This is a genomic window from uncultured Psychroserpens sp., from assembly GCF_947503375.1.
Taxonomy (GTDB): Bacteria; Bacteroidota; Bacteroidia; order Flavobacteriales; family Flavobacteriaceae; genus Psychroserpens.
This window is the reverse complement of record NZ_CANNDQ010000001.1, coordinates 411,757-430,284: the sequence shown is the minus strand read 5'-3', so window position 1 is coordinate 430,284 and position 18,528 is coordinate 411,757. Positions and strand designations below refer to the sequence as shown.

The 18,528-nt window shown below is 32.5% G+C and carries 21 protein-coding genes and 1 tRNA gene; 12 read left to right on the top strand and 10 right to left on the bottom strand.

Annotation, left to right across the window (positions count from 1 at the left end; all coding sequences use genetic code 11):
* The first annotated feature begins 2 nt into the window (after window positions 1-2).
* Window positions 3-392: a DUF4345 domain-containing protein gene (locus tag Q0876_RS01905; protein WP_299223466.1), complete on the top strand. Its 390-nt coding sequence runs from the start codon at window positions 3-5 to the stop codon at window positions 390-392.
* Here the strand turns inward: Q0876_RS01905 and Q0876_RS01900 are convergent.
* From Q0876_RS01900 to Q0876_RS01890, 3 genes are read right to left on the bottom strand one after another with little or no spacing between them, the layout of a single operon-like run.
* A complete protein-coding gene (locus Q0876_RS01900; protein ID WP_299223464.1) occupies window positions 376-582 on the bottom strand; it encodes a hypothetical protein in 207 nt (68 codons plus the stop codon). The genes Q0876_RS01905 and Q0876_RS01900 overlap by 17 nt on opposite strands.
* A 45-nt stretch (window positions 583-627) precedes the next feature.
* Window positions 628-2,022, bottom strand: coding sequence for a radical SAM protein (locus tag Q0876_RS01895; protein ID WP_299223461.1), 1,395 nt, complete (start codon window positions 2,020-2,022; stop codon window positions 628-630).
* Window positions 2,012-2,755 carry a prolipoprotein diacylglyceryl transferase gene (locus tag Q0876_RS01890; RefSeq protein ID WP_299223458.1) on the bottom strand — a complete coding sequence of 248 codons (744 nt, stop codon included), beginning with the start codon at window positions 2,753-2,755 and terminating at the stop codon, window positions 2,012-2,014. Before Q0876_RS01890 ends, Q0876_RS01895 begins: the two co-directional genes overlap by 11 nt.
* An 81-nt stretch (window positions 2,756-2,836) precedes the next feature.
* On the opposite strand from Q0876_RS01890, the gene dusB reads away from it, so the two are divergent.
* Window positions 2,837-3,829 carry a tRNA dihydrouridine synthase DusB gene (gene dusB, locus Q0876_RS01885; protein WP_299223456.1) on the top strand — a complete coding sequence of 331 codons (993 nt, stop codon included), beginning with the start codon at window positions 2,837-2,839 and terminating at the stop codon, window positions 3,827-3,829.
* Here dusB and Q0876_RS01880 read toward each other — a convergent pair.
* Both Q0876_RS01880 and rbfA read right to left on the bottom strand, forming a co-directional pair.
* The gene (locus tag Q0876_RS01880) at window positions 3,826-5,028 is read right to left on the bottom strand and encodes an FtsX-like permease family protein (RefSeq protein ID WP_299223454.1); all 1,203 of its coding nucleotides are present in this window, start codon (window positions 5,026-5,028) and stop codon (window positions 3,826-3,828) included. The genes dusB and Q0876_RS01880 overlap by 4 nt on opposite strands.
* A complete protein-coding gene (rbfA, locus tag Q0876_RS01875; RefSeq protein WP_299223452.1) occupies window positions 5,029-5,424 on the bottom strand; it encodes a 30S ribosome-binding factor RbfA in 396 nt (131 codons plus the stop codon).
* A 178-nt stretch (window positions 5,425-5,602) separates the two neighbouring features.
* Between rbfA and mce the strand changes: the two genes are divergently transcribed.
* The 6 genes from mce to Q0876_RS01845 all read left to right on the top strand — a co-directional run bounded on the left by mce (window position 5,603) and on the right by Q0876_RS01845 (window position 10,160).
* A complete protein-coding gene (gene mce / locus Q0876_RS01870) occupies window positions 5,603-6,007 on the top strand; it encodes a methylmalonyl-CoA epimerase (RefSeq protein ID WP_299223450.1) in 405 nt (134 codons plus the stop codon).
* Between the two features lie 46 nt (window positions 6,008-6,053).
* Window positions 6,054-6,127 (top strand) — tRNA-Ile (locus Q0876_RS01865).
* Window positions 6,128-6,325: 198 nt separating this feature from the next.
* Complete coding sequence (locus Q0876_RS01860) at window positions 6,326-6,697, top strand: YciI family protein (protein ID WP_299223448.1); 372 nt, start codon at window positions 6,326-6,328, stop codon at window positions 6,695-6,697.
* 16 nt (window positions 6,698-6,713) lie between these two features.
* Window positions 6,714-7,928 carry a sigma-70 family RNA polymerase sigma factor gene (locus Q0876_RS01855; RefSeq protein ID WP_299223446.1) on the top strand — a complete coding sequence of 405 codons (1,215 nt, stop codon included), beginning with the start codon at window positions 6,714-6,716 and terminating at the stop codon, window positions 7,926-7,928.
* 129 nt (window positions 7,929-8,057) lie between these two features.
* Window positions 8,058-8,777, top strand: a complete 720-nt coding sequence (locus Q0876_RS01850; protein ID WP_299223444.1) for a hypothetical protein — start codon at window positions 8,058-8,060, stop codon at window positions 8,775-8,777.
* 348 nt (window positions 8,778-9,125) lie between these two features.
* Complete coding sequence (locus Q0876_RS01845) at window positions 9,126-10,160, top strand: DUF2911 domain-containing protein (protein WP_299223442.1); 1,035 nt, start codon at window positions 9,126-9,128, stop codon at window positions 10,158-10,160.
* A gap of 40 nt (window positions 10,161-10,200) precedes the next feature.
* On the opposite strand, the gene Q0876_RS01840 is transcribed toward Q0876_RS01845, so the two are convergent.
* Together Q0876_RS01840 and Q0876_RS01835 are read right to left on the bottom strand one after the other, a co-directional pair.
* Window positions 10,201-10,656: a hypothetical protein gene (locus Q0876_RS01840; RefSeq protein WP_299223440.1), complete on the bottom strand. Its 456-nt coding sequence runs from the start codon at window positions 10,654-10,656 to the stop codon at window positions 10,201-10,203.
* A 127-nt stretch (window positions 10,657-10,783) separates the two neighbouring features.
* Window positions 10,784-11,638 (bottom strand): AraC family transcriptional regulator, encoded by an 855-nt coding sequence (locus Q0876_RS01835; protein ID WP_299223438.1) that lies wholly within the window; start codon window positions 11,636-11,638, stop codon window positions 10,784-10,786.
* A gap of 386 nt (window positions 11,639-12,024) precedes the next feature.
* On the opposite strand from Q0876_RS01835, the gene Q0876_RS01830 reads away from it, so the two are divergent.
* Window positions 12,025-13,014, top strand: a complete 990-nt coding sequence (locus Q0876_RS01830; RefSeq protein WP_299223436.1) for a YHS domain-containing (seleno)protein — start codon at window positions 12,025-12,027, stop codon at window positions 13,012-13,014.
* Between the two features lie 12 nt (window positions 13,015-13,026).
* On the opposite strand, the gene Q0876_RS01825 is transcribed toward Q0876_RS01830, so the two are convergent.
* The 3 genes from Q0876_RS01825 to Q0876_RS01815 are packed head-to-tail and all read right to left on the bottom strand — an operon-like array spanning window position 13,027 to window position 16,090.
* Window positions 13,027-14,010 (bottom strand): hypothetical protein, encoded by a 984-nt coding sequence (locus Q0876_RS01825; protein WP_299223434.1) that lies wholly within the window; start codon window positions 14,008-14,010, stop codon window positions 13,027-13,029.
* A 6-nt stretch (window positions 14,011-14,016) separates the two neighbouring features.
* On the bottom strand, window positions 14,017-14,712 hold the full coding sequence (locus tag Q0876_RS01820) for a hypothetical protein (RefSeq protein WP_299223432.1): 696 nt from the start codon (window positions 14,710-14,712) through the stop codon (window positions 14,017-14,019).
* Window positions 14,713-14,722: 10 nt separating this feature from the next.
* Complete coding sequence (locus tag Q0876_RS01815) at window positions 14,723-16,090, bottom strand: alpha/beta fold hydrolase (protein WP_299223430.1); 1,368 nt, start codon at window positions 16,088-16,090, stop codon at window positions 14,723-14,725.
* Between the two features lie 133 nt (window positions 16,091-16,223).
* Between Q0876_RS01815 and Q0876_RS01810 the strand changes: the two genes are divergently transcribed.
* The 3 genes from Q0876_RS01810 (at window position 16,224) to Q0876_RS01800 (ending at window position 18,462) form a co-directional block, all read left to right on the top strand.
* Entirely contained in the window at window positions 16,224-16,994 is a 771-nt protein-coding gene (locus Q0876_RS01810; protein WP_299223428.1) for a hypothetical protein, read from the top strand.
* Window positions 16,995-17,041: 47 nt separating this feature from the next.
* Window positions 17,042-17,527: an OsmC family protein gene (locus Q0876_RS01805; protein ID WP_299223426.1), complete on the top strand. Its 486-nt coding sequence runs from the start codon at window positions 17,042-17,044 to the stop codon at window positions 17,525-17,527.
* A 200-nt stretch (window positions 17,528-17,727) separates the two neighbouring features.
* Entirely contained in the window at window positions 17,728-18,462 is a 735-nt protein-coding gene (locus tag Q0876_RS01800; protein ID WP_299223424.1) for a hypothetical protein, read from the top strand.
* Window positions 18,463-18,528: the final 66 nt, after the last annotated feature.

Sequence of the window (18,528 nt, the reverse complement as noted above, 5' to 3'; positions counted from 1 at the left end):
AAATGCTAAAAAGCAAACAAGATGTAATTAATAAAATGCATTTGATCATTTCTGTGATTTTTGTAATTCCTGCAGCTATTGTTTATGGGTTTTCCCCAAATACTTTTGAGTTGTTTCCTCGCAGGATTAATGCATATAGTTTCTGTAAAGCAGTAATGGGATTATATCTTGGGTTTTCTTTACTTTGGATGTTAGGTGTTTTTAAATCAGCACATTTAAAAAATGCACTTATTTCAAATATGATTTTTATGCTAGGCTTAGGTTTTGGTAGGGTCTTAAGTATGATATTTGATGGAGTACCTACAGTTGTGTATGCACTTGGAGCCATTGGAGAATTATTCTTAGGTGTATATGGCGTGTGGGTTTTAAAGCGTCTTAAACACCAGCAATAAGTGCTCCACATATTCCAAGACTAATAGTGACATAAACTGCTGCTATGATAAATAATACTTTTGCTGCTTTTTTATTTTTTTTTAGAACAGCTAAGCCAATAATGGTTAGTAAAATAGCAGGACCAAACATGATTGCCAAGATCAAAAGTACTAATCCATCGAGGTTTCCAATTTCTAGTAAAAAATTCATATTAGTTTAATTTAAAACCTAAACATCATTGAGGTTTAGGGTTAATTATACAATATCAGCTCTAAGTTTTTCCAAATATTCTTTTTTATCATCACGATAAAATAGATTCATTGTTTCAAAAGGAATAACTTTATTATCCTTATCTACAATGTGTACACAAGACTTTTTTATGGTTCGAATATCAAAATTGTAAGCATCAATAAACTGCATAATGATAACACGAAATAAATTGTCGTAACCTAATTGAGGAGCATCTATATTTGGCAAACAACACATAATAGATTTTAGATGTTCTTCAGCTTTTTCAACAGAGTTTCCTGTGCTAAAAAGCTCAATCATTTTTCCATGAAGTTGTTCATCTTGCTCATAAATAATAGTGTTTTTGCTATTATCTAGTAGATCGTTTGGGTTGATATACCGTGTTAAAGGAAACACTTCACCATCTAATTTTAAAGCATACCCCATAACTAGGGCATCAGGATTGCATGGCACAGGTAGTAGATCGTCTGCATTGAAAAGAACGGTCTGTTCCATAATTTTTCGTCGTACTTCAGTTAGCGTCATACGATCAGTTTCTGGATTGAAATTGTCTAATCGACCAGCAATTTGCGTAGGTTGAAATGTGACACCTCGAACACATTTTTGTTGTAATGCATAATCTATAATCTTTCCAATTTCGTTGTCGTTCAAACCTTTTTGAAGTGTTACCACGAGAGTAGTAGATAAATTAAGTGTGTTAAGGTGGTCTATAGCCTTTTTGCGAATGTCGTTTAGATCAGCGCCACGTAATTCTCGCAACACCGAGTTTTCAAACGAATCAAATTGCAAATAAATCTCAAAATCTGGAGCATAGGCCTTCAATTGCTTAGCAAAATCAAAATCCTTAGCAATTTTGATTCCATTAGTATTCAACATTAAATGCCTGATAGGTATTGATTTAGCGTAATCTAAAATTTCCCAGAACTGAGGATGAATGGTTGGCTCACCTCCAGAGAGCTGTACAACATCTGGTTCTTTTTCATTTTTGACAATAGTATCTAACATTAATTTAACTTCTTCTAAAGTGCGATGCCTACCGTAGGTTGGAGACGATCCTGCATAGCAGGTTGGGCAGGTTAAATTGCAGCGATCGGTAACTTCAACAATCGTTAAACAGGAATGTTGCTCATGATCTGGGCATAAACCACAGTCATATGGACAGCCATAATGGGTTTTAGTATTGAATGTGTGAGGTGTTTCACTTGGTTTGTTGTAATTTCTTATATTTTTATAATACTCAATATCATCTGCAATTAACACTTTACTGTTACCATGATCGTTACAGCGTTTTAGCATGTAAACATTTTCATCTTCAAAAACAATCTTTGCATCTACACGTTTTAAACATTCAGGACATAAACTTAAAGTGAAATCGTAATAGGTATACTTTCTAACTGGCATTGATTAGTTTTTGGTAGATAAATTTTGAATAATATAACCAACAAATTACACATAAAAGTTGAATGGAGCTTAATCCAAATATGTAAAATACATTTGGTTTTAAAAACTCAATACCAAATCTGAATCCGAAATAGCATATCATAAATACTTTAAAGTATTCACCATTTTTCATCGATGTGTTTTTATGTAGCAAACGTAAAGCAAAGAATAACAATATTAAAAACATCAGTTCATATAGAGACGTAGGATGACGTAGTAGACCATCGCCTAGATCCATTCCAAAAACGGAAGCCGTTACTTTTCCATAGGTAAACTCATTAACACCAGATAAGAAGCAGCCTATTCTGCCAATAAAGATGCCTAAAATGATAGGAAACACAAATAGATCACCAGACGATTGCTTTTCTCCAATTAGTTTCTTGGTAAGCTCTACACTCAATAACCCTCCAAATAGGCCGCCCATTATTGTTTTAGTGTTTAATAATTGTATGATATTTGTTTCTGACATATTAACCAACGGGTTTTCAAGAAACCCAAATACTCGCGATCCAATTAAAGCACCTATAGCTGCGCCAAGAATAATAGATAAACGGTTGTTGGAAGAGATGTGATCCTTTTTTTTACGGCGTAAAACAACGTAGTACCTAAAGGCTATAAAGAATGCAAGATACTCTAGAATCAGATGAATATTTATGGAAACACCAAGGACTTCAGGTTCGAAAGGAATTGTCAATTAGTAACTGTATTTAGTTAAACTAAGATGAAGATAAGCAATTAGTTAAAAAACTGTAATTTTGCACAAAATATTTTGAATTTGGTTAAAATAGGTGACATAGAACTTTCTAATTTCCCATTACTTTTAGCGCCAATGGAAGACGTTAGCGACCCTCCATTTCGCGCTTTATGCAAAGAACAAGGGGCAGATGTTGTGTATACTGAATTTGTATCTAGTGAAGGTTTGATTCGTAATGCGGCAAAAAGTGTTATGAAACTTGATATTTACGAAAAAGAACGCCCAGTTGGAATACAAATTTTTGGAGCTAATATGGATAGTATGCTGCAAACTATTGATATTGTTGAAAAATCTAATCCAGATATTATTGACATTAATTTTGGTTGCCCAGTAAAGAAAGTCGTAAGTAAAGGCGCAGGAGCTGGTATTCTTAAAGATATCTGTTTGATGGAAAAGCTAACAGCCGAAATGGTAAAGCGAACACATTTGCCAGTGACTGTAAAAACACGATTAGGTTGGGATCACGACTCCATAAAAATAGTTGAGGTTGCAGAACGTCTTCAAGATGTAGGTTGTAAAGCCATTTCTATTCATGGAAGAACTAGAGCTCAAATGTATAAAGGAGAAGCCGATTGGAAACCTATTGCTGCTGTTAAAAACAACTCAAGAATGCATATTCCCGTCTTTGGAAATGGAGATGTAGATTCTCCAGAAAAAGCAGCTTTGATGCGCGATAGTTTTGGTTTAGATGGCGCTATGATAGGTCGTGCTACAATTGGAAACCCTTGGTTTTTCAAGCAAGTAAAGCATTTTTTTAAAACAGGAAATCATTTACCACCAATATCTATGGCAGAACGAGTAGAAGCAGCAAGACGCCATCTACAAATGTCTATAGATTGGAAAGGCGAGAAGCTAGGTGTATTTGAAACTAGACGCCATTACACCAATTATTTTAAAGGAATTCCGAACTTCAAAGAATACCGAATGCGAATGGTTACCAGTGATGATTCAAAAGATGTGTTTGCGGCTTTCGACGAAGTATTAGATAAGTTTTCAAATCATCAATTTGCTTAACTTTTAACCAAATTTTTAGTAATTCGTTGAGAAGCGATCTTCGAAGCCAATATACCTAGCGTAAAAATAGTGGCCAATACGATAAGAAAATTAATTCCTTTTATAACCACTGGATAAGGCTCAGATGGAATGATCATTACAAGTGAAAATTGTTTTTGAAGAAAAACAATAATGAATCCCAAAACTAAACCAATAAGTCCACCAAGAATAGTCATTAAACTTCCTTGAAGAAAAAAAATACGCCTGATCTCTTTTGTAGTAGCACCTAAATTAAAAAGTGTGTTTAAAGATTCTTTTTTATCTAAAATCATCATGATCAATGCGCCAATAACATTAAACAAGGCAATAATAATCACCAAGGTGAAAATAAGATAAACAGCTACGTTTTCGGTGTTGAGCATCTTGTACAATGCATCGTTAAGCTGGGTTCTGTTCTTTATTGTTATGCTACTTCCAAATATAGTGTTCAATGCTTTTATAACTTCAGCTTCATCAGTATTGGGCTTTAATTTAAACTCTATAGCTGATACTTGATTTGGTTTGTAGTTGAGAAGCTGTTTTACCATTTGAATATCAACATAGATGTATTCGTAATTGAGTGTTTCGTTAATATTGAAAACACCAATATTAAATGCATTAATTGAGTTAAAAGCGCTTTTTACTGATGTAATTTGCCCTTTTCCAGGTTTAGGCACAGAGATTGTTAATCGCTTGGTCATGTCTAAAACACCTAAAGAAAGTTTGTTAGAAATACCACCACCAGAAACCACTTGTGAGGTACCACTTTCTAGCCATCTTCCGTAAATAACCATTGAATCTATTGCAGTAACTTTAGTATAGTTTTCATCAACGCCTTTAAGTGTTACGATTTGTCTTTTATCATCAAATTCAACGATAGCGCGCTCTTCAATTATTTTTGAATAAGAAGCTACATCTTGAAGTGTATTTAAAGCGGATAGCTCGGTTTCAGAAAGGGAGAACCACTTCCCTTTTACAGGAGTAATTTTTAAATCTGGATCAACATAAGACGAGAATTGTAGACTAAATTCTTTCAATCCAGCAAAACCAGATAATACGATAAATAATGCAGCTGAAGCAACAATAGTTCCTGAAGCTGCAATAATAGTCATGATGTTTATAGCATTATTACTGCTTTTTGAAAATAAATAACGTTTTGCTATGTAGAGCGCAAAATTCACCTATGATTTTTTGCGTTTATCTAAAAGGTCTTGATCTGTAATGGGATTGTCTTCACCTTTTAACGATTTTTCAATTTGATCAATATATTCTAAGGAGTCGTCTATAAAGAATTCTAAATTAGGCATACGTCTCAATTGATTTTTAGTGCGTTGTGCTAGTTCATGCCTAATCAAAGGTTTGTTTGATCTAATGCCATCCAACAAAACATTAGCATCTTTATTTGGAAAAATACTTAAGTAAGCTTTAGCAATAGATAGATCTGTAGTTACGCTTACTTTACTTACTGAAATAATAACGCCTTTCAAACCACCATCAGTAGCAGCCTTTTGTAGCACTTCTGCTAAGTCTTTTTGGAGAATACCTCCTATTTTTTTCTGTCTCTGTGTTTGTTCCATAACGAAAAATTTAAGTCGTTTTCAATCGTTCACCTTAATTCTAATATAACGCCTTTGAATTAATTATAAGTAATCCACTGCAAAAGTAGATGATATTTAAGGATTATCTTATTTTTAACAGCAAAATTCATACCTTAAGCTATGATTTTTGTTTTAAATAAACTCAATTGAATTATAAATGAAAAAAATTGAACATATTGGTATCGCTGTTAAAGATATTGTAGCTTCAAACGATTTATTTTCAAAGCTCTTTGGAAAGCCACATTATAAAATTGAAGCTGTTGAAAGTGAAGGTGTTATGACTTCTTTTTTTAAAGCAGGACCTAACAAGGTCGAGTTGTTACAGGCTACAAATGAAAATAGTCCAATCGCAAAATTCATTGAAAAAAAAGGTGAAGGGATTCATCATATTGCCTTCGCTGTAACAGATATTAAAAAGGAAATTGTGCGACTTCAAGGTGAAGGTTTTAAAATGATACACGAAAAACCAAAGAAAGGTGCAGACAATAAATTAATTGCTTTTTTACATCCAAAAGCTACAAATGGCGTTCTCATTGAGTTGTGTCAAGATATTAAGGAATAAATTTCTTGTAGAGTTTTAAAATATGTAGTAATATTGCAGCCTTATTGGTCCCATAGCTCAGTTGGTTAGAGCACCTGACTCATAATCAGGTGGTCCTTGGTTCGAGCCCAAGTGGGACCACTTTTAAACCTCAATAATCAGTAAGATTATTGAGGTTTTTTTATTAAACTTGATTTTGCTCTTAAATCGCACTGCACGAGAGTGATCTATAATTATTTAACAGAGAAAACTTTCAAAAGAGATGTGATAAAAATCTGTTAATATATTTCAACTTAAAAAAACATCTATTACTTTAGGATGACTATAACATAATCATCTATGAAAGAATATTTACTTTTAATTCATGGCACTGGCTATCCAGATGAAGCGTCTCATGAGGTTTTAAACACACACATTGAAAAATATCTAGCTTGGGTTGAAAAATTGTCGGCAAGTGATCAATACATTAAAGGCGCTAGATTAGAAAATTCTGGTCATGCAGTTATTAATGATGGTGAAAGAATTGTTTCTGATGGCCCTTATTTAGAATCTAAAGAAATCGTTGGTGGTTACGTATTAATTAGAGCTCATAGTCTAAATGACGCTATTTCTCTTGCTCAAGATTGCCCACTTAGTAAAGATTTTGTTATCTCAGTAAGATCAATGTATAACTGGCCTATTGGCCTCAAATATAATATAGCATCTGAATAAAGAAGTTAAACACATAGTGGATGGCCTCTTTCGTAAAGAATATGGTAATATTGTCTCTTTTTTGACCTCTAAATTTGGGTTTAATTTTTTAGACTCAGCTCAAGATATTGCTCAAGATACGCTACTCACAGCGTTTCAAAAATGGAGTGATCATGGGATACCAGAAAACCCTAAAGGTTGGCTATTCACTGTAGCTAAAAATAAAGCACTAAATTTTATTAAAAGGGAAAATAAGACCGAAACCTTTGATGCTAGTCAATTAAAAGAACAACATGTTTTTACAGATCATATAAAGCTGAATCAACAAATAGAAGACAGCATGCTTGAAATGATTTTTGCATGCTGTTCAGATGTAATAAGCGTAGAAGGTCATATCATTCTTATCCTTAGTACTTTGGGCGGTTTTACTAGAAAAGAGCTTGCTTCAGCATTAGTTTTGGAAGAGGAAACAATCAAAAAAAGACTTTATCGAGCTAAAAAGAAAATTCGAGACAGTAGTTTGTCATTACAAATCCCAGATTTAGATAAGCTAAACACCAGATTATATAGTGTATTGAATAGTTTATATCTGTTATTTAATGAAGGCTATAATTCGTCAAGTAATAATAATTTGATTCGAAAAGATATTTGTTTAGAGGCATTAAGGCTTACGCAATTGCTATCAAAATATTTTGATAAGGATAATAAGGTAAGGGCATTATTTGCATTGATGTGTTTTCATATCGCAAGATTTGAAAGCCGTATTGATGTTAAAGGCGCCATTGTATTATTCAAAGATCAAGATCGAAGTTTATGGAGTAAACCGCTTATTAATAAGGGTATTATTGAATTATCAGCCGCCTCAGAAGGAAATACGTTAAGTTCATATCACTTAGAAGCAGGCATCGCTTTACAACATTGTATTTCTTACAGCTATGAAAGTACCAATTGGCAAACAATTAAAAAATTGTACACGCAGCTATATAATTATAAGCCGTCTCCAATAATTAAGTTGAATATAGCTATAGTAGAAGGAATAATAGAAGGCCCAGAGAAAGCAATCGAAATTTTAGAGACACTTAAAAGTAACAAGAGACTTTCTAAATATTATCTTTTATATGCCACTTTAGGAGAATTTTATGGGAGACTCTGTAAAACAGAAATAGCTAAAGCAAATTTTGAAAAAGCAATCCAACTAACCAGTAATCAAAAAGAGAAGGCCCTTCTTTTAAAGAAAATAAACAATAAATAAGTAATCGCCTCACTTATCTGCAAACCAATATACTGCTACTTTAGCGCGCAATTTGTTTTGGTACGACTTTTAAAACATTTTTTGTCCCCAATTATATGGGATGGTTGTTTTATAAAAAAAACACAGACAATGAGATACTTCAAAATTTTCATGTTATTTATCATAACTAGCGCATGTGCCCAAACAAAACCCTTGAACACTATTGTTTTCCCTATTGATCTAGAAAGAGATATAGCATTAAGTGCTTTACCTGAACACTTAAGGGATAGTTCAGGAATTTATTTGTTTAATATAAAGGAAGGTTATGAGCTCGTAAAGAAAAGTGAAAATGGGTTCGTAACAATGGTACAGAGAATTCCAGGTATGGATAATGCTTTCGTTCCAGTTGCATATGATAAAGTTGGTCAAAACCATCAAGTAAAAAGAATATTGAAAATCGGCAAGTGGATTGCTGAAGGCGTGGAGCCTAATGAGATTAAACGTAGAGTTGCAAAGGGGTTTAAAGACGGAACCTTTAGTGCGCCTAAAGAGTTAGGTATTTCATATATGTTATCACCTGTTAACATGGTGCCTAGATCACCTTTAGGTATGCCTGCTATATATTATCCGCATTACATGATATACGCACCAAATTTAGAGCATGAAGACTTAGGGTTGCCAAATTTTCAGTGGCATGGGTATGAGCCATTTATTAATAATCGAGGACCTCATGGTCATTTGATATTTAGGGTTGGTGATAAAGAAACTGAAGAAATAAAGGCAAAGCACAACGACTTGATCAAAAGAGTAGAAACGTTTTTAGGAAAATCGTTGTCTTCCTTTGAAGTTCCGAAAGATCGAAGTAATTAATAGTAGATCCTGTTTCTATCAAATAAGCTTATAGTGCCAAGGCTTTCAGAAATTTGAATTTCGATTAGTTGTTATGAAGCCATAGGTGGCAGGTTGTCAACGTTTCGCTGGATATGTCGTCATATTTTGTAGTTGGGCTTTTCAGTAAAAGTGATTATATTTTTATGTAAGACTAAAAAGGAGGTATTGTTCTATAGACCCTTTAAAATAGCAATTAATTAACCTTTTAAATGTCTTAAATTCTGCTCTTTTGTATAATTAACATTAATACTTAAGATCATGAAGCAATTATTATTGATAATTACCGCCCTATCTTTTTTTGGTTTTTGTCACGCACAATTCCATTCCATGAAGATACCACAAGCCAGTAATTTGGTTTCAGAGTCACAACGTTTAGGAGTTACAGACATCACGATTAAGTATAGTAGTCCTTCAGTTAACGGCAGAGATGTTTGGAATAGCAGTGTGATACCTAAAAACGGAGACCCAATAGCATGGCGAGCTGGAGCAAATATGAATACTACAATAGAGTTTTCTACAGATGTTGCCATAAATGGTCAGCCTTTAAAAGCAGGTAAATATGGATTTCATGTCATACCAGGAGACAATACGCATACACTTATATTCGCACATGCTAACAATCTTTGGGGAAGTTACTATTTAAACATGGAGGAAGATATCTCTTTAAGGGTTGAAGTCGCCTCTAGACCTTGCCAATTCAGCGAAAAATTAGATTATGAATTTTTGAATTGGGAAGAAGATGCTGTCGAAATAGCTTTAGAATGGGCTGATAAGCAAATACCTTTCAAAGTATCGGTAGATCTAAACACAACGGTAATTAATAGTTTTAGAGCTGAATTGAGAGGAGAGAATACCAACCGATGGCAAGCTTGGAACGATGCAGCATCTTGGTGTATTAACAGAAATATTAATTTAGAGGAGGCTTTAGAGTGGGCAAATAGATCTATAAATGGTGGTTATGGAGGGTTTGCTGCTAATAAGAATTTAACCAATGTAAGCACAAAATTCTATGCGCTGTCGAAATTAAACATAAAAGAGCAGCTAAGTGCTATGATAGAAGAAATTGCGGCTTTAGATTACAGCGATGGAGATGCATTTTATTTAAGTAAGAGCTTAATAGATTCAAAGAACTACGCACTAGCACTAGACCTATTAAAATTGGCACATCAAAAATATCCTGACCAGTGGTATTTATATACCAATGATGCTGTTTCCAACTATTTTCTAGGTAATCATGAGAAAGCTGTAGAACTAATGAAAAAAACATTAGATCTTTCTCCACCACAACAGCATATAGCTAGAATAAATGAAGTTATTTCAGAGATGGAGTCAGGAACATATCAAATACCAGTACGATCTTAATATGAGATTGGTTCAACATATTAAAACTCAAGTTAGATTTTTAATTCCATGGTTCTGTAGTGAAAATTAAGGAAACAAACTTCCAACCGTTAGATGTTTTAATTGCTGAATAAAACTCATGTCCTTGATGTGATTTTTTGCCATCAATTTTTACATAATAATAGGTAGATACTGTAGCTCTACCGTTAGAGAGCAGATTCACATTTACAAAATCGAATATTTGTTCTAATGGCTTATTAAAATTTTTTACAAAATCTGAAAGTCCTTGCGCAGTATTGAGTTCTTTTGAGTAAGAACCATTAGATAAACCAGAAAAAGTAGAATATATCAGCGCAGATGGATGGACAAAGGCATTTGATATAGCTTCATGGTTTTTAGTATTTACACCTTTAGCTATAGAATGCGTTAGATCTTCAAGGTGTTTAATATCATCCTTGTTTTGAGCGTGATATGAATTGTAGATAAACAATAGTAGCACAATAAATAAATTTTTCATTTTTGATGAGGTTTTATGTGAGCAAACAAAATATGTTTTAGAGGAATTGATAAGGGTTAAAAAACTGCTAATCTAGATTTAGATTGTATAGAAGCTTATTTTTTAAAACGTTCAGAAAAATAAAAAGTTAAATTCTTTTATCAGAAGGGCAAAAGCCAAATTCATTTTTAAAAGAATGTGTAAAGGTACGTCGCTGTTTAAAACCTGTGATCAAAGCAATTTCTTCTATTGATAAATCTTTATCTAATAATAATTCTGTAGCTTTATTAAGTCGTGTTTGAACAAGCATGTTGTAAGGTGTAATGCCATATATTTTTTTAAAGACCCTTATTAAGTGAAATTTTGAAACGCCAGCTTCTTTTGAAATTTCATCAATGCTAATATCTTCTTGATAATTTTCATTGATATATGCTCTGGCTACTTTTGCCTTGTGATATAACTCTAACTGTGTTATTCGATGTATCGAATTTAATTTAGACAATACCTGTTTTACTCCTTTTTGATGTAAAATCAATTGAAAAGACAGCTCATGATAAAAAGCGTCTAGATCAACAGGTCTGTTATCTATAAACCAATTTAATAAATGACTTAGATGATCATTACGATCAAAATTATATTTTCCGGAAATAAAATTGAACTGCTCATCCTCTTTTTTATCATCAAAATAATTTGTTTTGATAACAGAATTATAGACGTTGTTAAGTACTTGATTGTCTATATAAATGCATTTTCCTTCTACTTCTTTTTTCGAATCTATTGTGCATTCTATTGATTCTCCAGAATTCACCAAAAGAAAATGGCCAGAGCTAATAGTGAGCGCTTTAGAATTTACCTTGTAATGTTCTTTACCACTTAAAGCAATCTTTATAGAATAAGGAGACTCGTGTACTTTATGATACAGCCTTTTAACAGAAGATTGAATGATTTGATTTCCTCCTTTTTCGTTAGTTTGAATAAAGGTATTTGGACTATATGTAAGCATCCTTGATTGATAAGAGGTCAAAAATTACTTCTTTGTACCACAAAAAGGAAGTTGTTTAACATAATTTTATGAGGTCTTGCTTAAAATCAGAACGACATTATTGCACTAAAATGTAGATATATTTATAAAAAAGGCGCATAGAAACTACGACTATGCGCCCAAGTATACAATCCAATTAAAAAGAGGAAACATCTATATAAAAAATTAAAAATAGACCTCAAACTATACAATCAATTAAATGGATGAATACGTTGTAAAAATAATTTTTGCTTCCGTTGATTTGGGTAGAAAAATTGCTATTGTATTATTTAAACAATAGCAATTTTTTGACCTATTGATAGAAATCCTATTGTTTGTTTTGTGGCAAACAATTTAAAAAGAGACCCATGAAACAAATAATTTTTCTATTTAGTTTAATCTGCTTTACAGCTTCTTGGGCACAAAATAATCGTCTTGTAGGAAAATCTTTTTATAATGTAGACGATAATAATCTAGCACTAAAAGGTTACGATCCTGTTAGTTATTTTGATGGCGAACCTAAAAAAGGAAATTCTGAAATCACCTACGAATATGAAGGGCTTATTTATAACTTTATTGGCAAAGCTAATTTGAAAGCTTTTAAGAAATCACCAGAAAAATTTTTGCCACAATATGGAGGCTACTGCGCGTTTGGTTTGGGAGCACCATCAGGCAAATATGGATTTAACCCTCAGCGTTTTGATGTAAATCCAGAATCTTATTTGATCAAGAATGAAAAACTATACTTGTTCTTTAAAAACCCATCGTTTGATGCAAAATCATTTTGGATGGCCGAACCTGAGAAAAATATGTTGCAGCAAGCAGATAGTATTTGGAAAGTTACAGAAGATAAATATAAAGGTTTAAAAATCCCATTTGGGATGAGTGCTAAAGCGCCTCCAGAGACATTACAAATGGCTTTTTTGGTAGGAAATTGGGAGGTCAATTATAAGCAAAAAAGAAATGATGGTACTTACAGTGAAACCAAAGGAAGATGGTACGGACAGTTTACTCCAGATGGCATGTCTATAATTGATTATTGGGGGAAAGGAATGCCAGTACAAGGAATTAACGTGAGAACGTATGACGCAAATTTAGGTAAATGGAGTATGACTTGGGTGCAAAACAATACACTAGGTAATAAAGCATTAATAGAAGGAGAATTGGTTAGTGAAAAAATGATATTTCAAACGAAATACTGGGAGCTAGACCCATCAGGTCAATACCTAAACAGGATTACTTTTTACAATGTCACTAATAATTCATTTCAATACCATATAGACACCTCTGTTGATGGTGGAAAAAATTGGATTGAGAAAACAACAATCATTGAAGCCTCTAGGTCAGCAAATCACTGATGAGCAAATAAATTAATGATCAATAATTTCCATACCCAATCGTTTTGCCCTTTTCTTAATTGCTTTGATTTGGAGTTCGTCAGTTACCTCAGGAAAAGTGGGTGTAGAATCTAATTGATTAATATTTCCTAAGTATAGGAATGCATCCAAATGATATTTAACTGATTGTTTCGGTTTCTTTTTTGGTTTTTCTCCAAATTCTATAGTTTCATTGTAGAGCAGATCATCAGATAACTTACCAAGTTCATGTGTTTTCAAGAAAATAAGTTCTGCATGAGAAAGCTCTATTGCTTGTGAAACACCTTCACTAGATTCAATAAACTCAAGATCATTTGAACTTAGTGCTCTTACAGTAAAAACCTTATAGCCTTTTAATGCTATGAGATTATTAATACTTCCTTCGGTATTTAAGAAGTGATCTCCACCAGCTATTAATAACGCTTTTCTCTCTTTTTTTAGACTCTTTTCTATCGTTATATTTGCAAAATGAGCCTCTCTATTTTGAAACTTTTGCCAATCGGAAAAAGAGTTTATTTCATCCCATTTTATAGGAGGGTCTCCAAGCAAAACTCTAATTTTATGTGTTTCGGCTAATGCTGAATTAATAGATTTGATTTTTTGCAAAAGAGTCTCGTAAAATGGGCAATCACCAATTCCTAATTGTGTGGTATCAAACCATATTTTTTTTAATTCATTTAAAGATACGTCTTTGTTGTTCAATATATAGTCATCAACCAATTGCTGATATCTAACATTACCAGCTTCAATAACAATATCATTTATATAGTGTGAAAAAACCTTATTGTTTATTAGGTCTAATATAAAGTGATCGTCACTACTCATACTATGGTTTTCAGAAAAGGCTAAAGCATCATAATTTTGGATTACCTCAAGTAACTTATTGGCGGTTTCAACATAAGTAAAGTTCTTTTCTTGACTCTGGCTACAATTGATTGTTACTGTTAATAGGGGTAAAAATATTAATAATCGTTTCATCTTAGGTTAGGATTTAATTTTGAAAAGTACATCGTCCATATCTAAATTAAACTCAATTGAGGTAATAATAATTTTTGCTTCACCCGCTGGTGATTTTATGTGTGTTTCATGGGGAAACAACATACCATTTACAGTCTTATAATCTTTAAAGAGTGTTACGACATTACTTTTTATATTTTTTATTTGAGTAAGTGTGTATGTTTTTTTATTTATCCATACATGTTCTTCACCAATACCTTGTGTTTCGAGTTTGAGTTTGTAATGTTCCTCATTTTCTAGTAGTTCGATGCCTATGTATTCAAAAGCAGCATTATTGTTAACATATGATTTTATTCTTGAGTCTAGATTAGCACTAATTTTTATAGAAGCAACTTGAGCATCATTAAAAGCTTGAGGCTGCGTATGACCAGCAAATTGATTTTGTTCCCAACCATTATTTTGATTAAACACTACAGTATGATTTTGACCGTTGAAAGATAAAACTTGCCTCATTTTATCAGCTCTTTTTTGAGCAACATATAAATCAACCTCAAAACCATTTTGATACAAAATACCCTTAGTTGTTTTAGATGTTAAATTTGATATTTTATCTTGATTGATCACTTTAAAATGTTCTTTTAAAATGTTATCTACAGTTTGCGCACTTGATAAATAGGAAATGGTAAAAACCATTATAAAAACGAATTGGATGTGTTTTTTCATGATGTATAAATTAATTAGAAATAGTTTCTTTGATCCAGTCTGAGATAGCGTCTATAGCCTTATGGTTAAAATGCGTAGGCATGAGTGCTCCTATATTACCACCTCTATTTATTTGGTAGCTTTTTTCAATAGTTTCTATCTTTAAAAAGTTGTGATCTGTATCTTTTAATTCAAGAAATGTGGCGTTTTCAGGGTGTTTTGAGTTGATAATATTTACCAATTCTCTATGTGAGAAATCATTAAGAGTTTCAATATCGCTTTCTCCCCAAACCGATAGTACTTTAGTGTCAATTTTTAACCAAGCCTCAATCATATTTTTATCATTTAAAGATTGGCTGAATTTAATGTCTCTTCCGAGAAACATATTGGCATCTAATGTCCCGAAATCTCTTAATAATAGCCTAGCAAAGTCTTTGTTTGTCGTAATCATCTGTAGCGGTGTTTTTTTGTTAACCAGTAGTTGATGCAAAAGATTGTCGTATAGTTTTAAATCTTTTTCACTTTGTAAATAATCAACCCTTAGTCGAGGCAATTGATTTCTCAGCATTTCTATAAGATATTCTTTCCAATACTTGATGGTGATTCCCATTGAAATAACACCTTTAACATTAAAGCCGTCAACTATAAAAGGCGCTTCCATACCTCCTAAAGAATGCCCGAAAATGAAAATGTTATCCACGTCTGTTTCTGGATGTTGGTAAAGGGTTTCTAATGCTTTTCTATATGAATCAATTTCAGTATTGAAGTCAATTTCAGTGCATTTTTGTTTGTTACTAGAGTCTCCAATACCTAGTTTTTCTGCACGCATCACTAAAAATCCTTTTTGTGCTAAATCATAGACAATCTTTCTATACGGATGATGTATATTCATGTTGTCTAAAGAAAAACAAGTGTAACCAGGTACAAATAGTATTGCTGGTTTTTTTTGAGGAGATCCATCAGAAGTAAAAATTGTTCTTACTCGTCCTTCATCAAAAGCATATGAATCATAGTCAAAGACGAGGCCCTCAAAATGTTCTTTTGAGTTCCCAACCATTTTCACCTTTAATGTTAAGGCTTTTCCATCTCTTAAAACAGAATAAACAGAAGTATCTCCATGAACGCGTTTAACCTCTTTGTGTCTAAGAGCTTCAAAGCTATTAAGCTCAATATTATTAATACTTAATATGACATCGTTATGAATTATACCTGCTTTGTCGGCATTACTATCTGGAAGCACATATTGTACGGTCATTCCTTTTGCTTCAATCATTCTATATTGAGAAGCAGTAGTACTATCTACTAGGTTTAGTGTAAAGCCATGTGATGCTTGACGCTTTAATTCTTGTGAATTAGACACGTAAAACGATAAAAGAAAAAGAATTAAGCAAACTTTCATGAAGATCATTTTCATTATAAAAAAAGACATACGTGTTGGTATTTATGGTAGAAAAATTGCTAAATATTATAATTAGCAATTTTTCTACCTAGAACTGATTTTGTCAGAAATATTTTTATGAAAAACATAAGAAATGAGAGTGATAATTATGATTCTGATTTGCTTAGCATATAATATAATTTTTGGGCAAGATCATGTAGTAGAAAAGTTTGAATCAAACAGCGTTGAAGCACTAAAACATAGTGGATGGAAAGACATCATTGAAGTATCCATTCCTGCTACAGCTCCTGATCCCTCTTTTCAAATCATTGAAACTAAAAATGAAAAAGATAAAATCACTTCAGCAGTTCAGTTAAAGAAAACAGTGTCTACTAGTTGTGGTATGTTTAAGGCTATTAAAGAAAGAGGAGATTATTACATGCAATCAGATGTTAGAATAGATTCATGGAGTAATTCAAGTCGCCCTTTTTTTACGGATTGGGCAATTGCAATTGGGTTTTTTACAGTAATTGAAGGCTGGGATTTTAATGGAGGACCACAAATAACCTTCGTGGCTCAGCCAGTTTCTAACAATTTGGTTTTATACGCCTTAAGAGCAGATGCAAAAGCTAATGAATTTTTCAACATTGAGTTTCCAGAAAAAGTAGAACTTAATGTTTGGTATTGCTTTTCAATTTATGTTGAGAATAAAACCGGGAAAGTTCACACAAAAGTTATTGAAAAAGACACAAACAAAACCATACACAATACTACAACTTTAATCCCTGATTGGGATTCAGAAAATTCGGGGAATTTTAAAAATTTCGGTTTTTGGGATGGTGAATATAATACTGATGCTACTAAAGGAAACCAAGTAACTATTGACAATATTTTATTTTCTCGTAAATCAAAGAAAGACAAATGAATTAGCACCAAAATTTTAGTAAATTTAGAAGTTGAAAAACTTAATAAATGAAATACCATAATTATAAAGTTTCTATCGAATGGACAGGTAATAAAGGAAATGGAACTTCTAGTTATAAATCTTATAGTAGAGCTCATATCATTTCAGTTGAAAATAAATATGAAAGCATTAAAGGTTCATCAGATCCATCATTTTTAGGCGATAAAACCTTATATAACCCTGAAGAACTTTTCCTTTCTTCAATATCTACATGTCACATGCTATGGTACTTGCATTTGTGTGCAACACAAAAAATCATTGTTACTGAATATTTAGATAATGCTAATGGTGTTATGCGAGAAACAAACTCGGGAAGTGGTAAATTTGAAAGTGTAATGCTAAACCCAAAAATCACTATAAATGATGAACGTTTTGTTCAAAAAGCAATAAATCTTCATCATGATGCTAATAAAATGTGTTTTATAGCCAACTCTTGTAATTTCAAAATAGAACACAACCCTCAAGTAGTCGTTAAGGTTAAAAACAATAATTAAAAAGACAATTACTTGCAATAACTAATCTTTGCTTAGGTTTTAACAACTAAGTCTCAAACATTAGGATTTATCCTAAAAAGCACTATATACAACAACGAATTCTAGTTTTATCTCAACGAATTCTAGAAACGCTCAAATTACACTCAGGTGTGAATATATCTTTGAAGTAAATTAAGTATAAACCCATAAAACATAATACTATGAGAACTTTAAAGAACACCAAGACACAAAACAAAAGCGAATCTACCATTAAAAGAATTTTTCAAAGCTTTTTAATCCTTGCTATGCTATTTATTGCTTCAGATGTTTTTGCTCAAAACAAAGAAGTTGAATTTGACGTTTACACCAATTCTGTAACTAAAGCTTCAAGATATTTGATGGCAGATGATGTAGCGTTGAGAGATTGTCCTTCTGTGCAATGCGAACAGTTAACTACAATTAAAATAGGAACCAATGTTAGGTTGCTAGCTAAAAGTGAAAAACCACAAACCATTAATGGCGTTAAAAGCAGGTGGTATAAAGTAAAAATGGGCCCTCAAGTAGGTTGGCTATGGGGAGGATTTATTTCTCAGAAAACCATGGTAAGTACAACTAACCCTGAAGTGAAATTTATGTTTGGAGAAGCAGGATTTGACTACAAAGGGAATAAACGGTTTCAAATTAGAGCAGTGAAAAATGGAGTAGAGTTAGATAAAATTGTTTTTCCATCAAAAAGCTTGTGTTATACAGCAGTCGATTTAATTAATAAAATGAAAATGCCTGGGACAGATATCATCAGTTTAACTAGTAATAATGAATCATGCGATGTGGTTGATGGCCCTCTCTATATCGTATTTAAAAACGATAAACTTCAACAAAAAGAAACATTAGCTTCAATTGAACAACCATTATTTAATGAAACAGGCTACGTGTATTACTCACAATGTGAAAATTAATTGATGTTTGATAGATGTTTTGGCGCTGTATCTCCCATAGAGTGCAGCGCTTTTTTCATTGATATT

Bases quoted from the DNA above. Each gene is read 5' to 3' on its own strand.
- Q0876_RS01905 (WP_299223466.1), top strand. From the start codon at position 3: ATGCTAAAAAGCAAACAAGATGTAATTAATAAAATGCATTTGATCATT.
- Q0876_RS01900 (WP_299223464.1), bottom strand. From the start codon at position 582: ATGAATTTTTTACTAGAAATTGGAAACCTCGATGGATTAGTACTTTTG.
- Q0876_RS01895 (WP_299223461.1), bottom strand. From the start codon at position 2,022: ATGCCAGTTAGAAAGTATACCTATTACGATTTCACTTTAAGTTTATGT.
- rbfA (WP_299223452.1), bottom strand. From the start codon at position 5,424: ATGGAACAAACACAGAGACAGAAAAAAATAGGAGGTATTCTCCAAAAA.
- mce (WP_299223450.1), top strand. From the start codon at position 5,603: ATGAAAAAAATTGAACATATTGGTATCGCTGTTAAAGATATTGTAGCT.
- Q0876_RS01860 (WP_299223448.1), top strand. From the start codon at position 6,326: ATGAAAGAATATTTACTTTTAATTCATGGCACTGGCTATCCAGATGAA.
- Q0876_RS01850 (WP_299223444.1), top strand. From the start codon at position 8,058: ATGAGATACTTCAAAATTTTCATGTTATTTATCATAACTAGCGCATGT.
- Q0876_RS01845 (WP_299223442.1), top strand. From the start codon at position 9,126: ATGAAGATACCACAAGCCAGTAATTTGGTTTCAGAGTCACAACGTTTA.
- Q0876_RS01840 (WP_299223440.1), bottom strand. From the start codon at position 10,656: ATGAAAAATTTATTTATTGTGCTACTATTGTTTATCTACAATTCATAT.
- Q0876_RS01835 (WP_299223438.1), bottom strand. From the start codon at position 11,638: ATGCTTACATATAGTCCAAATACCTTTATTCAAACTAACGAAAAAGGA.
- Q0876_RS01830 (WP_299223436.1), top strand. From the start codon at position 12,025: ATGAAACAAATAATTTTTCTATTTAGTTTAATCTGCTTTACAGCTTCT.
- Q0876_RS01825 (WP_299223434.1), bottom strand. From the start codon at position 14,010: ATGAAACGATTATTAATATTTTTACCCCTATTAACAGTAACAATCAAT.
- Q0876_RS01820 (WP_299223432.1), bottom strand. From the start codon at position 14,712: ATGAAAAAACACATCCAATTCGTTTTTATAATGGTTTTTACCATTTCC.
- Q0876_RS01815 (WP_299223430.1), bottom strand. From the start codon at position 16,090: ATGAAAGTTTGCTTAATTCTTTTTCTTTTATCGTTTTACGTGTCTAAT.
- Q0876_RS01810 (WP_299223428.1), top strand. From the start codon at position 16,224: ATGAGAGTGATAATTATGATTCTGATTTGCTTAGCATATAATATAATT.
- Q0876_RS01805 (WP_299223426.1), top strand. From the start codon at position 17,042: ATGAAATACCATAATTATAAAGTTTCTATCGAATGGACAGGTAATAAA.
- Q0876_RS01800 (WP_299223424.1), top strand. From the start codon at position 17,728: ATGAGAACTTTAAAGAACACCAAGACACAAAACAAAAGCGAATCTACC.